This window comes from Mangrovibacterium diazotrophicum, assembly GCF_003610535.1.
GTDB classification, from domain to species: domain Bacteria; phylum Bacteroidota; class Bacteroidia; order Bacteroidales; family Prolixibacteraceae; genus Mangrovibacterium; species Mangrovibacterium diazotrophicum.
This window is the reverse complement of sequence record NZ_RAPN01000001.1, coordinates 403774-419848: the sequence shown is the minus strand read 5'-3', so window position 1 is coordinate 419848 and position 16075 is coordinate 403774. Positions and strand designations below refer to the sequence as shown.

Sequence of the window (16075 nt, the reverse complement as noted above, 5' to 3'; positions counted from 1 at the left end):
TATGGCACTAAGAATAATTTTAGACAATTTCTCAAAGGTAACAGTGGGTTCTATATGGGCAGCACCTAATTATATATGGAACAACGGTTTTGCAAGAAATTTGCATGGTCTGGGATATCATCCCGCCATTGTTGAGAAAGTAAAAAAAGATGGTATTTCAGTTCAGCTAACACCGGGCACGTCAAAAACCTACAAAATAGGGAGCTGTGTTTTTGTTGTTAAACTTGCACGTTTTAGTAGAAAATCAAATTTTCTACTAAAACTTTCAATGCCCTATCTGATCGAGGATCTTGAAGCACTTTCAACCGGCTGGGATAATGTGCAGTGTTTGTCTGAAAACCAGCTACATGACTTTCAAACACAAATTGCCTTTTGCAAAGGCCATACAAGATAATAAAACAAATTTCTTTAAGACTAATATAGATATGCACTGTGCCCACATAAAAAAGAATGATATCTGGAGGTGTAAAAACACATACAAAGATTCGCTTGGAATGATCTTGAAAAGTGAAGTTGACTCAATTGTTGTAGTCGTTATGGGGCCGGAAAGATTAAATGATGACGATTTTATTCGTGTTCAACCAATCTCATTTCAAGTTAATCATAGAACCTCAGAGGACATTTTTATTGACGACCTATCAGTTTTGGGAAATCCTTTTATCATTGAAACGTGGAATGAACAACCAATACTAACAAGCTTACTTGATGAGAAACTAGGTGAAATCAACACAGAAAAGTCATCTTCTACGTTAAAAGAACCTGATATTTACTCGACAGAGCAAGTTGAATTTAGAAAGAGCGAAATCAAAAAAACTGCATTTCTACGTCAATCTGTATTGTCAGCTTTCGCAAAATACGATCAAAAAACAAATGATCGTTCAAAAGTCATCAAACTCACTAAGTTTTTGTCATATGCAGCAGTAGTAAGCGGAATAGCTCTTATCATCTGGCAGCCCCAAAAGTTGCAGCCTGATGCATATTTCGAAAAATATAAGATTGCGAATAACTATCAACTTAATATGACTTACGGAGAAGCATTGAGAGGAAGCAATGTGATAATTGAACCTTTTAATCCTTTTGAAAGTGAAATTATTGAAACTGCGATAGCTCGGTATAAAAGTGGCGATTACAAGGCTGCAAACAGCCTTTTTAGTAAAGTGCCGAATTTGGCTCGAAATGAGAGCGTATTTCTTTACTCTGCTATTAGTCAAATATTTGTTTCCGACTATTCATCTGGTATAGAAAAGCTTGAATTGTTGAAGAAAAAAAACAATCCCGATTTAATAAAAGATGTTCTTTACTACCTGGTGATTTCATATGCAGCAAATGGAAAAGAAAGCTTAGCCAGGGAAACGCTTAAAGAATTAGAGAAGATGGATCCTGAACTACATAGGCGAGACCCTGATATGCTTAAGGATTTGAGATGGTTCTAATTCCCCAAACTCGAACGTTGTCTAATTTCAATTCAATATCATTAGTTTTGTTCAAGTTCGCCTTTGTAGATTGTTGGGTGTAATATTATATTTGATATAACAAATTACAACTTTTAGAAAAAAGCCCATGTATGTTATAATCTGTCTTATTCTATTTTTTTGTTTCAAATATTTTCGATCTAAGTATCAACTGAACTCACTAAAGGAGCAAGCGGAATACGAGATTGTTAAAATTACCGAAAAGTTGGAGGAGAGTCAAAGTAATCCTATGTACCAATTACGGTTGGCTTCTATTTATATGAATATCTGCGATCTAGTCAAGGCAAGGCAATATTTTATTAGTGCTCTGTCACTTATTAATAATGGTCACAAACTATACCTTGATGGTACTCTTGGATACAATCAAAGTGAAAATAAAATATACCTAAGTAACAGGGACGAGATTATAGGGCAAGTCAAGCTTTCGATATCATATACGGAAAAGCCATTACCTTGGTCTCGAAACACCCCTAAAGACTATAGTAGTAGTCCATTGTTTTTTCTGTTGGTAAAAGGATTTGGAGGACAAAGACATACATTTTAATTTACTATGACAATAATGTGGATTGTAATTATAGCTTTCCCGATACTGACTGTTGGCTGGTTTTTATTTGATAAATGGAAAATGGAAACCGAAATTCAGAGTCAAGGAGGAATGGCTATTGTTCATAAAGAACTGATTAATATCTTGATAGATTCAACCCCCTATTGTAAGATTCTCCAAGAAGGTCGTTCTTATATCTACATCGGAAGGTCAGATCTACATTACGAAATTGTTTCTCATTTTAGTGATATATCTGTTATCTTCCGCCTAGAAAATGCCTTTGTGGGAAAACACATGTTGAAGTGGAGTTTTAGCAAAACTGACGCACCAGATTATATTTACTTCCGAATAGAGAAAGATATTGAATCATACTTTAATAAGAAATTTTCAAAAATAACTTACAAGTAAACCTGATTTAAATTCATGAAATACATTAATGCCAAGCAACTGATTTTACTTCTATTTGGCATTTACCTTTATTTGAATCTCGCCACATTACTCTGGGCAATTATTTCACCTGTTGGATTTGTTTCATTGATTTGGTATGTAACATTACTCCACACAATAGTTGTATCGATATTTGTGGTTTGGGATTTCATTGACAGCCTTTTCATGGCCAACAGAATCGGAAGAAGTTTTAGTCTCCCAATTAGCTTGATTCTGACTATTTTATTCGCAAGTATAGTTTATGTTGGCCCTTTTCTTCTGTTCTCCTGGAAAATGCAAGACAGGTATACCTTGATCAAACGATCTGAAAAGCTTTTTAAAAAAGGAGAACATTCGAAGTCTATTGATTTGGCACAAAGAGACTATGATAAATGTTTGTCGATAAGTTACAATATTAGTCCATTCTTTTATTTTGCATATCGCTTTGAAAATTCTGAATTAAATGACTATCGAAAAAATAACGCGCTCTATCAAGCAACCGTTAACCTCGCGCTATGTCTACAAGCGAAAGGTCTTGAATTAGATCGTGCCGCTCAACTTTTTAATGAAGCAATAGAACTGTCCCACTCGAAATTCAATAACGAAAAAGAGTATTTGGTTTTCCCATTAATTGGTCGTTTTAACATATTCATGGCACAAGGTAAATCCAATGAAGTTGAAAAATGCTATTCTAAAGTGTCAAATATTTTTAGCGATTTAGATGAAAATGATATTTTTTATAAAACTCAGGCACTTATTCTCTATGCTAAGTTTTTAGGTAATCGAGGCGACATCGCCAAAGCAATGCTGATTCGTAAAGAAGCTTTAGAAACCTATGAAAAACAACCCCGAAGCTCAAGTGAACATGCTTTACTATTGATGAATTTCGCGAAGGACCTAATCAGTATTAATCAGTTAGACGAAGCAGAGTCGAAACTGAACGCCTGTGAAGAATTGCTAGATGGAAAAGAGAATCAAATAATTTACTACAATTTCCTCACAACAAAAGCCATTCTTTTTGAATCAAAAGGGCAAGAACATGCAGCAAAGGAAATACTGCTTAAAGTATATAGTTCATTAAGGGATATTCCTGGTGTGTCAGATCTTAACTTGATATCAGCAAGCGAACAACTGGCAAGGTATTATTTAAAGAGTAGAGAATTTAACAAGGCTAGCAGTATTTACAATGATTTACTAAAGCAAAGTGAGAAGATGGAGATCACGCCTAACGAATATACTCAAATCGTTTTTCGTGCAGCTCTTGCAGATTACCAAGCTGGTGATAAATTGAATGCAGAAAGAAAAGCTGAAAATATCTTAAGTCTATTTGATAAATTCTATTTCGACGAGTTTCTATTACTTCCGGCAAATGAAAAAGAAAACCTGATTGCTTTTTGGGAGAATAAACTTGAGTTTATGAATTTTATGCTTGTTAATGACCCTTCTCCAAAATCCATTGAGAGGTTATACGATAATGTATTAAAAACTAAATCATTAGCGCTTGAGTCCAATAGATCAATGCTTAGATATATTTCGGACCACCCTAGCCTAAGAGAAAAATACAATTCATTAGTAAAAGCGAAGGCTGAAATTGATCAATTCAATTTTTCTCCGACAACCTTACATATGCGAGACTTTGCCAAAATAGACTCCATTCGAGGTGTTGAATCAATTCTTATAAATGAGATTGTAAGTTCTCAAGATTTCAAAGAGCATAAAAGAGCTGTAAAGTGGACTGACATAAGAAATATGCTTTCGCAAGGCCAAGTTGCAATCGAATTTATCAATCTACCAGCAGATCTCACGTCGAGGGATGACCGACAGTATTCAGCGCTCATAATAGGCGCTGGATTTGACAGTCCGAAGATAATCCCACTCACTTCTGAATCCGAGATATTAAAATGTCTAGTACCTTCAAATAATGAATATCCTTCAGCCGAAGAAAGAGTCGATGCGGCATATTCTATGAATAAAGAAAGATTATGCAATCTTATATGGAATCCGATCCGTAATTATACCAACAAATGCGACACCGTTTATATCTCGTTGAGTGGTATATTACATCAAATATCTTTTGCTGCACTTACCCTAGATGAAACAAATTCTATTCAGATTTTAACCAGTACTAGAAACATTGCCAGTAAAATAGATGCAAAGCCAAATGACATAACTAGGAAAACGGCTGTTATCTATGGTAATATAGATTACGATTCACTATCACACCCTCCAGATTTCGTAAACAATAAAACTAGATATAGTAGAATAATTGGTGATTTAAATCCGCTACCCGGAACAAAAGTGGAAATAGACAAGGTTGATTCAATTTTGAATAAGAACGGTTATAATACTGTTTGTTTGGAGCGTTCCGATGCAACAGAAGAGTCTTTTAGAACAATCAATAAAAAAGCGCCTAAGATCCTACATATCGCTACTCACGGATATTATCAATCTCAGGAACATCTAAATTGGCAGTATGAAAATTCAGACGATAGGTTTGTTGATCTTGCGGAGAATCCTCTATTTCGATCTGGACTTTTCTTTGCTGGTGCGAATAGAAGTGCCTCATATTCACCGGAACATGATGGTTTTATAGATGCATATGATATTTCATTGCTTGATTTAAGTGGCATGGATTTATTGGTCCTATCGGCCTGTGAATCCGGACTTGGAGACATCAAAGGCGGAGAAGGAGTTTTTGGACTACAACGTGCTTTTAAACTTGCTGGTGTTAACGATATATTAGTTAGCCTTTGGCAAGTACCAGATAAAGAAACTGCTATTTTAATGAATCTATTCTATAGATATCATTTTCAGGAACATCTGTCGAAAAGTTTAGCATTAAAAAAGGCACAACGCTACCTGAGAGATAATATTAACGAGAAGCCTTTTTATTGGGGTGCTTTTCAGCTAATTGAATAGTCGCTGCGGATGATGATAATATAAGTACAATATCATTGTATGTTCCTGCCAGAGAAAATCACAGAAGAAATCATTTTAGACTAAGATTTCTTCTGTGATTTTGAACCTTGAATATGTTTACTTCGTTATTGCATTCCTTTATCAATGGGAACAACGACCTGAGGAATATAAAACTGTATTTTACATACCAAATTCTCTCATAAGAAATTCAGTTTTTTTGATGATCATTTCATATTCATATTCAGAAATTCCAATAGAATTTGCAATAGCTAATGCAACAGCAATCTCGGCATCTTCAATCTTGCCATCTGCGAAGATCATACCGTGTATTGATACTATTAACCATTCTTTTTGGCTTCTATCTAGCGTGTTCAATATTTTGATTACTTCTCTCTCTCCTTTTCCTATTACTCTTTCAAAACATTTGCTATCAATGTTGAACTCGAGTAGTTTTGCAGCCATGGTTACATTATCGACTTCCCTCGGATGAATACTGCCATCGGCATTAGCCATCATAAACAGGCTACCAATTATAGCAGACTTTTGCTCTTCAGAAAAACCGTTTGCGAAACCATTGACGTGACGGTGGAAAGAATTTTCTTTTTTCTTGTTTAGAAATTTCAACATAAGTTTAAAGTTTAGATTGAAAAAATATAGCACATTGACGACTAAATGAATGCTCTTTTCTCATTGTATTTTTTGAAAACGACATAGGAGCCTTTTAAGCGTTACTTATTCCAATAATAGGAATTATCCAATAATTTTTATTGTTGCAGTAAGTTTTTTCTTTAACTAAATCTTTGGACCGGTATAAAATTAGTTATTACATTTCGACTATCAGCTATTCAACCAAACGTTCTAAAACAATCTCTTTTGAATGTATTGTTGATGTGTATATCGAGAGTTATAGTCTAATATTTTTTTGATATCTGAGATGATGTTACTTGGTTCAATAACGTAAATATCTTTTTGTTCTTCCATCAATTGTCTATTTAACTCAAACTGAGGATTGTTCTCATCAATAGTCGCGTTGTATATGACAGCTCGTGGTATCGCATATTTCTTTGCGTATTCCATGGCATGTCTAGAGCCACTATCGTTACCAAGATTGTTCTTCGTATAACTTGCTGTCAAAATAATACTATCGCTATAAAGGGCTTGAAGTCTATCTCTTTCCTGATATCTGCCTCCCAACTCCATCTTTGATTTTGCTTCGTTGGAATATTCTGATATCAACAGGCCCGCAAACCTTACGATATCATTAGCCAGTTCTTTATTTGATGCAGGCATGATGTTGTTTAATGGACCAGGTAGAATTGCGATTGTCTTTCCATTCGACCGAACAGCTTGTTCATGGGCTATTGTATCGCATCCTAGTGCTAAACCGCTTACAATAGTTGCACCTTTAGCTACCAGTTTTGCGACTACTTCCTGCTCTATTCCTTTAATATTACCGTCTGGATTTAACAATCCGATAACCGCTATATTTTTGTTGTCTGGCTTTAGAAGAGATAAATCCCCGCGGTAGAACAATAGAATTGGTTGTTCACTAAACTTTACGTTTCCTCTATGAGGTGGGAACTCCGAGTCTCCGAGTGCAACGAGTCCATCAGCAAACCCGTCAAGCTTAAGAACGGTTGTTTTAATTTGTTCTCTTTTACGCTCAAAATAACTCACTGTGATTTCGTGATTTTCTTTAGAACAGTTATTCAATAATGAAACTAGTACCTCTACTCTTTCATTTCCCTTTATATTTTTTATGATCCAAGCACGCCCTACTCCTTTAAAGGATTTTAACGTTAAAATATTTAGTGCATTTTCCGTAAAAGTCATATCTAACTATTTTATTTAATCATTTAATATTTGCTAACCGTATAGGCAATAGCATAGAAAGTAACTGAATGCGCACCTGCATTTAGCAACGCTTGAATCGCGTCTTCATCAATATTTATCGTTTTGGTGTAAATATCGTCAATAAGGAGGATATCTTTCCCCAAAACGCTATTGGAAATTGAACACGTGTCGTGTGTAATCCCAGGATAAGGGAGTGCACCATCATTAGTCATACCTTTGACAGGCAGTCGTAGATGAGTCGTTTTTGTATTTTTATTCCTGTGGATGAAATTTGTTCCATCCTCGAAGCCGATCAAATTCTTAATAACATTTTGGACAGCGGCCCTAAACAAAAGTTGATCTGGCCGATAGGAATTTTCTGTTTTTGCTCGAGGAACGACACATACAGTGATTAAGCTCCGTCCCAAACTATTTAGCATTACTGGTAAATCAACCGTTAAAATTGCTTCTAGTTGCCGCTTTGCTGATGCAACTTGAACCTGAGACCAATTGTGGTGAGGATCATTCTTCAATTTATAAAGGAAATTAGGATTATCTGGATGCTTGCAGCCGTAAAAATTGGCATGATGAAACCCATCAACAGATTGATTTAAGTAGCGATTAGGTTCAATGGAGAAATGCTTCATGAGTATTTATTTAAATCTTTTGGTGATAAAATATTCGAATACGGTATACCAGCTGCTTTTGCATTCTCCATCTCTGAACGCTCATTCTCAAAAACGATAATTTTTCCAGGAGTAATTTTCAAATTATTTATTGCATACACATATTTATTTTTTGTAGGATTACTGTGCCCTAGAGAAATCAGCTTATCAAAATATTTTTCTAACCCATGGTATTTGAGAGTCAAATTGGTTCTGTTCCCACAGCTTTTAGTTACCAATACCACTTTGTGAGTTTGATAATACTTTTTAAGAAGATCAACAACCTCTAAAATAAGCGTCGTGTGCGATAAATAGTGTCTGTAATAGAATTCTTTCATGGCAATAATCTGTTGTAGTTCAGAATGATTTAAATACGGTATTAGTTCTGCTACCACGGTTCTTGTTAACCTCTGAGTTGGTTCCACCGTGATTATATCGTTCCTGCCTAATACTGCCTGAATTGCGTCTGAATAAGCCATATTGTTTGAATAATCAGTATCAACCAATGTTCCGTCCATATCAAAAAAGAAAACAGTATCCTTTCTAATAGAGCAATCAAGCCTTATTATTCCAGTTTTTATGGTTGTCATTCCAGATAAGATTATTTATATGTTAGTAGTATTTGAAATAATAATACTCAGAGTCGATCTACCGTATCTTTCAGAAAACTGTAGATAATTTCATCTAGGTGAAAATCAGCTGGCATTAATCTTTTTTTTAAGGGAACCTTTTTCAAAAGATTTCCCTTGAAATAGTAATTAATGGCAATCACCTGCCGCTCCTCATTTATGATTAATCGATATTCAAATCCTGAAACAGGACTGATTTTTGTCGCAATCTTCATCATATATTCCTCTTTTTATATTATTCCTATTGATTCAGCCCAAATCAGAATAGATTTTCGGCTTTGTTCGAAATAGCAATTGTCCAACAGCGTATTGATTTTCTCCAAAGCAGCTTCGCGGTCTATGCAATACTGACCTTTTGCAGCCGCGTTCACCAACGACTCAACCAATTCCTTCGAAACAAGATCAACACATTTTTGGCGGGAATAATGCACATTCCTTGGGACGTTAATTTCTGCCACTAGGGTTTTATCGGCTTTATTCAAAATGCGGATCCCGCATAGGTAAGTACAGCCAACTCCTTCGGCTACTGCTTCAACAATTATAAGTCCGTCTAGCTCCCGAACTCCTGCTTGATAATTAAATCCAGACGGAGCCAAGTAGGAAGCTTGTAGCTCAAGTCCGTAGTTACCGCAGAGGTCAGAATTAGAATGGTTTATTGCTGGTAGATTATTATTCATGCTGTTAGGCTTTTAAGAATTTTTGAGTGTTATAGTTGAGCACATACCGTTGATCCTGGGCAAAGCCATCAACAATAATCGAACGCACTTTTTGCTCTACATGAAGTGGATTTACAGGTAAGCCACCTTTGGCTGCAGATTCCAAAATAAGACATGTGACTTTTTCAACAACCGTAGAAATCACAGCATGCTTGCTGTAATAACGGCAATGGTAGGTAGAGTCAAAGACGAGCTGTTTATCCTGTATATTGACAATCTTAAGCCCGTTCAGAAAGGTCCAAGTATGACCAATACCAATGTCGGCTAGGACAGCAAGTCCTTCAACAAACCAGATCGAGTTAAAGTAAGTATTGCCAGCTAGGGAAGTATATCCGGGACTGTTGAATGAATTGGCGATTTCTGAATATTTATAGTTTCCGGTTGTCGCGATGCCTACTTGTTGAAAAAGTTGAAGCTCATTATTCTGCATGTCATCGTGTATTTTGATTACAGTACAAAGATTCAAAGAATGTGTGCAGTCTACTTGCACACGTGAAAGAATATTTGATCTACTATTGAAACTATCATTTTCAAGCAACAGACGTTTAATAGAGCTTCATATTCAATTTCAACATAAATGAAAAAGTACGTCACTGCAATGTTTATGCAGTAATAAAATTCAGAAGTATTAGGAAGTTGGGAGATAATACAACATGACTATTTTTGAGAGTAAATCATGGATTTTTGTTTTATCTACGGCGTGAGATGGAAAAAATCGGGAACAATAAATAAAAAACATCTTCGGACATGTTATGACAGGGGACCTTATTAAATTTGATTCTCAATTTATCGATGATTTTTAATTAAAAACTATATATCACCAACGAAAGAACCAATGTCCGACCGCAAAACAGTACTCCGTTATTTTCACGTCCTAAACAGACTCCGCAAATCACCGGCCTCGTTCAAGGAAATTGATGCATATCTGAACCAGCAATCTGAATGGCAGGATGAAAACTTTCAGGTATCCAAACGCCAATTTGGCCGGATTTTGAAAGATATCAAATCCATCTTCGAGCTGGACATCGATTATGATGTCAGCCGCGATGTTTATTTCATTGATGAAGAGAGCGAGTCTGATATCACCAACCGGCGCTTGGAGGCCTTGGATACTTTTCAAGCTTTAAAAGTCGGTACGGACATTTCGAAAATTATCCATTTTGAACAACGTCATCCGCAAGGCTCCGAATATCTGATGCCTTTAATTCAGGCCATCAAAAAAGAAGTTCGAGTGCAGTTCGCTTACCAAAAGTTTTGGGATAACTTTTTAACCACAAGGATGGTTGAACCTTATGCCCTCAAAGAATTTAAAAATCGGTGGTACTTGGTGGCCAAAGACAAAAAGGACGATAAGATCAAAACCTTCGGCCTGGATCGTCTTTCCAATCTGATCCTGTCGAATACGAAATTCGCTGTCCCGGAGACTTTCAGTGTCGATAAGTATTTTCATCACTGTTTTGGGATCATTACACCTGATGAAGGAGAACCAGAAGAGATTGTTATTTGCTTCCCTCCTCACCAAGGCAAGTACGTAAAAACAATGCCTTTGCACGGATCGCAAGAAGTCTTGACTGACGACGAAACGGAACTGAGAATCCGTTTAAAAATTCACCGAACCTATGACTTCCTGTTGGAGATACTATCCCATGGTGACGATATTAAAGTAATCAGTCCGCCGGAGTTGGTACTGCAAGTCACAGATAAGTATAAAAACGCTCTAAACCAGTACCCCAATGAAAAGACTAATTGAAATTGCTGACAAACTAAATGAACTACTCAATGTAGCAGAATTGGACATGTCCAAACTTCAGTCTTTAGCATACGAACTAAATGAAATTCCTGATCTACGGATCAAGCTAATAGATTTCGAACAATACAACGAGGAGAACCTGTCAAAGCTCACCGAAGAAAAGCTCAAGTATATCAAGGAGCAGAATTTCGAAAAGGCCGCCAACGTCCGCGAGGAGGAAAAAGAATGCTTCAAATACGCCAACTTCCAACAGTACTTCAACCTCAAGCATTCGTTCTTTTATCCTGAAGAGGGAAAGCTGTTTTATTTTCATTTGGGTACGGAGAGAAACGATAGGCCAGTAAAATACTATCTTTTTGGTGAATGATCAACTCGCCTAGCAATAACTACCTGACAGACTGACGCATATGCACTTCGTATTAATTGTTGCGAATAAGTTTTGCTTCGAATAACTACTAGCTTTTCCAGTTGAATCCAACACTTGAGTCAGCCGATACTATCTAGCGATAATCTTTATTAAAGACCATGTTACAACGAAATTCACGGGTTTTTGCAACTACGATAGAACCCAAAATTTCTTATTTGGGCTGATAACATGAACGAAAGGGTAAAGCAGATTCAGACTCCTATTTTTAAGTGATTTCAATTAAAGCATCGATTGTTCGCCTTAAGCATTTAATGTGTATGGTGATCTTGTTCGTTCCGTTTGGGTAAATCACTCTGCTTTGAGGGGAAAAGGTGTTGTAAAATTTGATGGTTAGTATAATCTATCAGATGATTGCAATTTAATTGTTTTGAGTATCAAATCACTCCGCTCGCCGTACTCCCGATCCTAGAAATCTAACAACTTCTAGTCCTATTCGATAAGATAATCACTTTTTGTATAGATCTTGTTATCTTCTGCAGCTATTAAGCCTATATATTGTCATTTATTCATTAAATTGTAACGAAAGTAAAAATATGCTTGGCCGTGGATTAAAGTCTCCAGAAAACCTGCTTAGTCCACAAACGAACTAGATGTAATGCAAACATATGGCACACTTAAACTATCAAGGAATTGAAAATTTCAGACTCTTCAAAGGATTAAATAATTTTGATTTTGCTCCAATATCAATATTTACGGGTGTTAATAATTCAGGGAAAAGCTCTGTTTTAAAGTCTATTCTGTTATTTAGAGAAAGTGTGTTAAAATCAAGAAAGTTAGAGAAGCTATTATTCTCTGAAAGCTCTCAACGACTTGGTACATTTTCAGATTGCTTTAATGATTCTTTATTAGGTGAAAAGGCAATATCATATACATACAAACTCCCAATCCCACAATTTGATGATGAAATAAAAATTAAATTCGAATTTATCCCAGAAGAATCATTCCCGGAGAATGGAATTTTAAAAAGCTTTTCAATCCTCAAAAATGGAGAATCAATTTTGCATTTTGCAAATATTGTAAAAGTACAAGAAACTCCTTTCTATAATAAAAAAGTAGCTTTTGATTTAGACGGTTCAATAAGAAAATCTTTAACAATAGATCTGCCCTATTTTATAGACAAATGTGTGAAAATGATTATTGCAAGGAAGGAAGGAGCCGCTGGGCGAGCTGAACTTTCCCAAAGCATTCAAGAGGCTATCCTAGATGGAGCTCTTTCTGAAGATTCGCAATTGGAGGCAATGATGGGCTATGCAAGCTCTATTGAACATGGAAATTCTGTTTTCAATAGTTTCTATTCCCAAAAATCAATTATCCAAGTAGACCCGGATTGTGAAAAAATAGATACAAGTCAACCACTGTTTTTTTTAAGAAATGGTCTTACTGATGAAATAATAGATGATGAAAAATTCCAGGAAAAGATTGAAGCTCGAATAAATACAATAGCCAATAATACAACATTCGTTTCATATGATAATCATGATGTTTCAGGATTTCCTCAAAGTCCCTTAGAATGGTTTTTAGAATACGACATTACAAGTTTTATAATCTCTCAACGTGAAATTGAAGGTAGAAATGAAATAATTTTGTCAGAGTTTGGAGACTATCTCTTCAATACGTTTATCAAGGATTTCATTTCTAATAGCTTTAAATACGTATTGAATTTTTTTGCAGGCGTTAACTCACTTACTTCAATAAGGGCCAATACCGAAAGACTTTATCGAAACTCATCTGACATAGTTGACATAAATAGTTTAATAATAAATTTTATAGAATCAAATATTAATGGAGATCCGCGGATAAAAAAATTTATTAATCAATCTCTTCAGCTATTTAATATTGGAGATGGAATTTCGGTTGAAAGACATCAGGGAACGGCTTCTGAAATATTTATTCACAAAGGGGATGCTAAAAGATTACTGGCAGACCTAGGGTTTGGTTACTCTCAGCTGATACCAATAATCATGAAGATAGCCTTAATCGCGAAAAGAAACTTGATTGAGGAAGATTCGAATATATATAAATTTTTACCCTCTGTACTAATTCTTGAAGAACCAGAGAGTAATCTTCATCCTTCATACCAATCCAAATTAATGGACTTAATAATTAATGCAGCAAAAACTTTTAATATTCAATTTTTCATCGAGACTCATAGTGAATACTTGATACGGAAGCTCCAGTATTTTATTGCTAAAAAGGAACTTACGCCGAATGACGTTAAACTTTATTATTTTCATGATCAAGAAGACAGTGCTGAGAAAAAGAAGCAATTTGAAAGAATTGAAATAAGGCCAGATGGAATATTAAAACAAGATTTTGGTGAAGGCTTTTACGATGAATCGATCCGATTAACCATGGATTTATTGAAAATTCAAAACGTTAATTGATGAATACCTACCTTGATAGTGCAATATTAGTGCAGTTCTGGAATAGCTTTCCCACACAATTTCCTGATGGAAATGAATGTGAAATTGAAAAATGGAATACGTTTTGGACTTTTATAAAAAAAGAGACCAATCTGTTTATTTCAAGTTCTGAAGAATTAAATAGCATTTTTGTCACTAAACTATCCTCTGGAAGGGGGGATTATAAAATTGAATTTCACAATGGGAAGTCAAACAAATATTTTAGAAACAAGGTAAATAATAAATCACCTCATTCCTTTTATTGTCTAAGCGAAACTAATTTGGATGAAAAGAATAAGTATATCAAGAAAAATGGATATTTAATTGGATTCCAAGATGATTTTCTTGAGAAGTGGAAAGACCTAAAATTACTTGAAAGACCGAAGATATTGCCCGTCCGTGAAGGATGTAGAGTCCCATATTTTAGCAGTTGGCAAAAACTGGATGAATATCTAACTCCATTTACAGATTTAGTTTTGGTCGATAATTATATTTTCTCCGATGAAAGTATGATAACATCGAACTTTGAACAAATAATAACTCAATTCGACAAATCAACTCCAGTAAAATATAATTTAACGATTATAACTTTCGAAGGAGGAAGGTTTAAATTGAATGGCCAAAAATTGTATGATGATATATTGGAACTAAAAATGATGAATAATTGGAAATGTAAAATTGGACTTGTTCTTAGTACTCAAAACGTAAAAGAGCACGACAGAGGAATTTTTACAAATTACATTAGGATAGTCACGGGTGATTCATTCAATTATTTTGATTCTATGAATAAAATAAGGACACACACTGATATAACATTTCGTTCATTAGCTAATCCTGATGAATCAAACTCAGCGATCGAAGCATTGTCGTCAATTGGCAAAATCATAAAATACATGGTAAAACATTTTGAAAAGACTCACGTCTTCGGAGATATCAAAAATGATCTAATTGATCAATTGTAATTATTGAAGTTTTTTATGGGATATCCTTATTTTATGATATAAAGTCTATGAAGAGAAAAAAAATTGAGCTAATTCACAAAGAACAAAACGAAGACTGCTTTGAAATTTTAAAGAGTACTATTATCGAGGATAAAGAATTAAAAGAATACAGGATTGATAAGGACACTTTATTGCATGAATTACCAGAAACGATTGTAAATGCATTTCTGGACTTTCTTGGCACTGAAAAACGACACAGAGATTTGATGTTATACTTAATTAAAAAAGGGTCTTTAGTGATACACTGCTGGGACGATGACGAAGAGATGGTAAGATTTAATTCAAGTAGTAGAAATAGAGACCTACGATCATTCAACAGAAAGGAAAAATCGAAATGGTCTTCGGATTATCCAGTTGATCCCGATATTCCATTTTGATATATTGTTGTTCAATGTTGGAGTCCATATTCAGATATTTATTTTCTTTGTCGGGAAGTATTCATTTTCCGGGTTGGAAAGTAAAGTAACACCCCACCCGACTTTGAAGTATTTAAACTTTTGATATGATTTTGGCTCCTATTTGTACCTTTAACCCTACAACCACTACAAACATTGGATCCTTACTTTCTGTATCGGAAAGTAACCACATAAAGCGCCCGGCAAAGGGCACAATTCATTTTACAAACTGTTTTTATGAAACTGAAAAAATTTATTCCAGGCTTAGTTGAAATGATCAAGGAATCGGGATTTGATCAAACACCTCTTGAGGTTCAGGATTTAACCATTCCCAAGATCATGTCTGGAGCTGATTTAATTGTGAATGCTCCGGCTGGCAGTGGAAAAACAACGGCTTTGGTAATCAGCGTTATTCAGCAGCTAAAATCTGCTTTTGAAGAAGCACCTCGGGCCGTCATTGTTGTCCCGACTAAGGAGAAAGCGTTTGAACTGGAAGAACAGTTTCAGAAATTCGGAAAAAAAACGGATCTGCGCACCTTCGTGGTTTTCGACAAAGGGATTCTCCAATATCAAAAAGATATGATTTACGAAGGGCTTGATATTCTGATTGGAACACCACTTCGGATTGATGAATTGCTCAGTGCAACCGGAATCCCGACCGTGAAATTGAAAATACTGGCGTTTGATGATGCAGAGCAAATTTTGACACCAAGGTATCAGAGTATTGTTTATCGCCTGGCTTATGGCCTGCCGAAAGTTCAGAAAGTCTTGTTGGCGAACGAATGGACCAATCGCTTCGATGAGTTGGAAGAGCGTGCTTTGACCAATCCGATCATCATCGACGCATCAGAAGAAGGTGACGAAGAAGAATAAGCCGTTCAGTACAAAAACAATAA

Annotated in this window: 17 protein-coding genes; 10 read left to right on the top strand and 7 right to left on the bottom strand. The window is 35.4% G+C overall.

The window, feature by feature from the left end:
* The first annotated feature begins 1 nt into the window (after nt 1).
* The 4 genes from BC643_RS01830 (at nt 2) to BC643_RS01810 (ending at nt 5361) form a co-directional block, all read left to right on the top strand.
* Complete coding sequence (locus tag BC643_RS01830; RefSeq protein WP_120271470.1) at nt 2–394, top strand: hypothetical protein; 393 nt, start codon at nt 2–4, stop codon at nt 392–394.
* On the top strand, nt 348–1433 hold the full coding sequence (locus tag BC643_RS01825) for a tetratricopeptide repeat protein (protein WP_120271469.1): 1086 nt from the start codon (nt 348–350) through the stop codon (nt 1431–1433). The genes BC643_RS01830 and BC643_RS01825 overlap by 47 nt, the downstream gene beginning before the upstream one ends.
* Nucleotides 1434–2031: 598 nt before the next feature.
* Entirely contained in the window at nt 2032–2424 is a 393-nt protein-coding gene (locus tag BC643_RS01815) for a hypothetical protein (RefSeq protein ID WP_147377104.1), read from the top strand.
* A gap of 15 nt (nt 2425–2439) precedes the next feature.
* Nucleotides 2440–5361, top strand: coding sequence for a CHAT domain-containing protein (locus BC643_RS01810; protein WP_120271466.1), 2922 nt, complete (start codon nt 2440–2442; stop codon nt 5359–5361).
* Nucleotides 5362–5541: 180 nt separating this feature from the next.
* Here the strand turns inward: BC643_RS01810 and BC643_RS01805 are convergent, their stop codons facing one another.
* From BC643_RS01805 to BC643_RS01775, 7 genes are all read right to left on the bottom strand, one after another.
* Nucleotides 5542–5988 carry a TerB family tellurite resistance protein gene (locus tag BC643_RS01805; protein ID WP_120271465.1) on the bottom strand — a complete coding sequence of 149 codons (447 nt, stop codon included), beginning with the start codon at nt 5986–5988 and terminating at the stop codon, nt 5542–5544.
* Nucleotides 5989–6219: 231 nt separating this feature from the next.
* Nucleotides 6220–7194, bottom strand: a complete 975-nt coding sequence (locus BC643_RS01800; protein ID WP_120271464.1) for a DNA-processing protein DprA — start codon at nt 7192–7194, stop codon at nt 6220–6222.
* Nucleotides 7195–7217: 23 nt separating this feature from the next.
* A complete protein-coding gene (locus BC643_RS01795) occupies nt 7218–7841 on the bottom strand; it encodes an amidophosphoribosyltransferase (protein ID WP_120271463.1) in 624 nt (207 codons plus the stop codon).
* A complete protein-coding gene (locus tag BC643_RS01790; protein ID WP_120271462.1) occupies nt 7838–8449 on the bottom strand; it encodes an HAD family hydrolase in 612 nt (203 codons plus the stop codon). The genes BC643_RS01795 and BC643_RS01790 overlap by 4 nt, the downstream gene beginning before the upstream one ends.
* A 47-nt stretch (nt 8450–8496) precedes the next feature.
* Nucleotides 8497–8706, bottom strand: coding sequence for a hypothetical protein (locus BC643_RS01785; protein ID WP_120271461.1), 210 nt, complete (start codon nt 8704–8706; stop codon nt 8497–8499).
* Between the two features lie 12 nt (nt 8707–8718).
* Entirely contained in the window at nt 8719–9165 is a 447-nt protein-coding gene (locus BC643_RS01780) for a hypothetical protein (RefSeq protein WP_120271460.1), read from the bottom strand.
* 4 nt (nt 9166–9169) lie between these two features.
* A complete protein-coding gene (locus BC643_RS01775) occupies nt 9170–9634 on the bottom strand; it encodes a hypothetical protein (RefSeq protein ID WP_120271459.1) in 465 nt (154 codons plus the stop codon).
* Nucleotides 9635–10039: 405 nt separating this feature from the next.
* On the opposite strand from BC643_RS01775, the gene BC643_RS01770 reads away from it, so the two are divergent.
* The 6 genes from BC643_RS01770 (at nt 10040) to BC643_RS01745 (ending at nt 16052) form a co-directional block, all read left to right on the top strand.
* Nucleotides 10040–10954: a helix-turn-helix transcriptional regulator gene (locus tag BC643_RS01770; protein ID WP_120271458.1), complete on the top strand. Its 915-nt coding sequence runs from the start codon at nt 10040–10042 to the stop codon at nt 10952–10954.
* A complete protein-coding gene (locus BC643_RS01765) occupies nt 10938–11321 on the top strand; it encodes a UvrB/UvrC motif-containing protein (RefSeq protein ID WP_120271457.1) in 384 nt (127 codons plus the stop codon). Before BC643_RS01770 ends, BC643_RS01765 begins: the two co-directional genes overlap by 17 nt.
* 665 nt (nt 11322–11986) lie before the next feature.
* Nucleotides 11987–13765, top strand: a complete 1779-nt coding sequence (locus BC643_RS01760) for an AAA family ATPase (protein WP_120271456.1) — start codon at nt 11987–11989, stop codon at nt 13763–13765.
* Nucleotides 13765–14745, top strand: coding sequence for a hypothetical protein (locus tag BC643_RS01755; protein WP_120271455.1), 981 nt, complete (start codon nt 13765–13767; stop codon nt 14743–14745). The genes BC643_RS01760 and BC643_RS01755 overlap by 1 nt, the downstream gene beginning before the upstream one ends.
* Before the next feature lie 47 nt (nt 14746–14792).
* Nucleotides 14793–15161, top strand: coding sequence for a hypothetical protein (locus BC643_RS01750; protein ID WP_120271454.1), 369 nt, complete (start codon nt 14793–14795; stop codon nt 15159–15161).
* Nucleotides 15162–15416: 255 nt separating this feature from the next.
* On the top strand, nt 15417–16052 hold the full coding sequence (locus tag BC643_RS01745) for a DEAD/DEAH box helicase (protein ID WP_120271453.1): 636 nt from the start codon (nt 15417–15419) through the stop codon (nt 16050–16052).
* Nucleotides 16053–16075 lie beyond the last annotated feature (23 nt).

Coding starts and splice junctions, on each gene's coding strand:
- BC643_RS01780 (WP_120271460.1), bottom strand. CDS start 9,165: ATGAATAATAATCTACCAGCAATAAACCATTCTAATTCTGACCTCTGC.
- BC643_RS01765 (WP_120271457.1), top strand. CDS start 10,938: ATGAAAAGACTAATTGAAATTGCTGACAAACTAAATGAACTACTCAAT.
- BC643_RS01770 (WP_120271458.1), top strand. CDS start 10,040: ATGTCCGACCGCAAAACAGTACTCCGTTATTTTCACGTCCTAAACAGA.
- BC643_RS01810 (WP_120271466.1), top strand. CDS start 2,440: ATGAAATACATTAATGCCAAGCAACTGATTTTACTTCTATTTGGCATT.
- BC643_RS01755 (WP_120271455.1), top strand. CDS start 13,765: ATGAATACCTACCTTGATAGTGCAATATTAGTGCAGTTCTGGAATAGC.
- BC643_RS01825 (WP_120271469.1), top strand. CDS start 348: ATGACTTTCAAACACAAATTGCCTTTTGCAAAGGCCATACAAGATAAT.
- BC643_RS01785 (WP_120271461.1), bottom strand. CDS start 8,706: ATGATGAAGATTGCGACAAAAATCAGTCCTGTTTCAGGATTTGAATAT.
- BC643_RS01750 (WP_120271454.1), top strand. CDS start 14,793: ATGAAGAGAAAAAAAATTGAGCTAATTCACAAAGAACAAAACGAAGAC.
- BC643_RS01830 (WP_120271470.1), top strand. CDS start 2: ATGGCACTAAGAATAATTTTAGACAATTTCTCAAAGGTAACAGTGGGT.
- BC643_RS01795 (WP_120271463.1), bottom strand. CDS start 7,841: ATGAAGCATTTCTCCATTGAACCTAATCGCTACTTAAATCAATCTGTT.
- BC643_RS01775 (WP_120271459.1), bottom strand. CDS start 9,634: ATGCAGAATAATGAGCTTCAACTTTTTCAACAAGTAGGCATCGCGACA.
- BC643_RS01805 (WP_120271465.1), bottom strand. CDS start 5,988: ATGTTGAAATTTCTAAACAAGAAAAAAGAAAATTCTTTCCACCGTCAC.
- BC643_RS01745 (WP_120271453.1), top strand. CDS start 15,417: ATGAAACTGAAAAAATTTATTCCAGGCTTAGTTGAAATGATCAAGGAA.
- BC643_RS01800 (WP_120271464.1), bottom strand. CDS start 7,194: ATGACTTTTACGGAAAATGCACTAAATATTTTAACGTTAAAATCCTTT.
- BC643_RS01790 (WP_120271462.1), bottom strand. CDS start 8,449: ATGACAACCATAAAAACTGGAATAATAAGGCTTGATTGCTCTATTAGA.
- BC643_RS01815 (WP_147377104.1), top strand. CDS start 2,032: ATGTGGATTGTAATTATAGCTTTCCCGATACTGACTGTTGGCTGGTTT.
- BC643_RS01760 (WP_120271456.1), top strand. CDS start 11,987: ATGGCACACTTAAACTATCAAGGAATTGAAAATTTCAGACTCTTCAAA.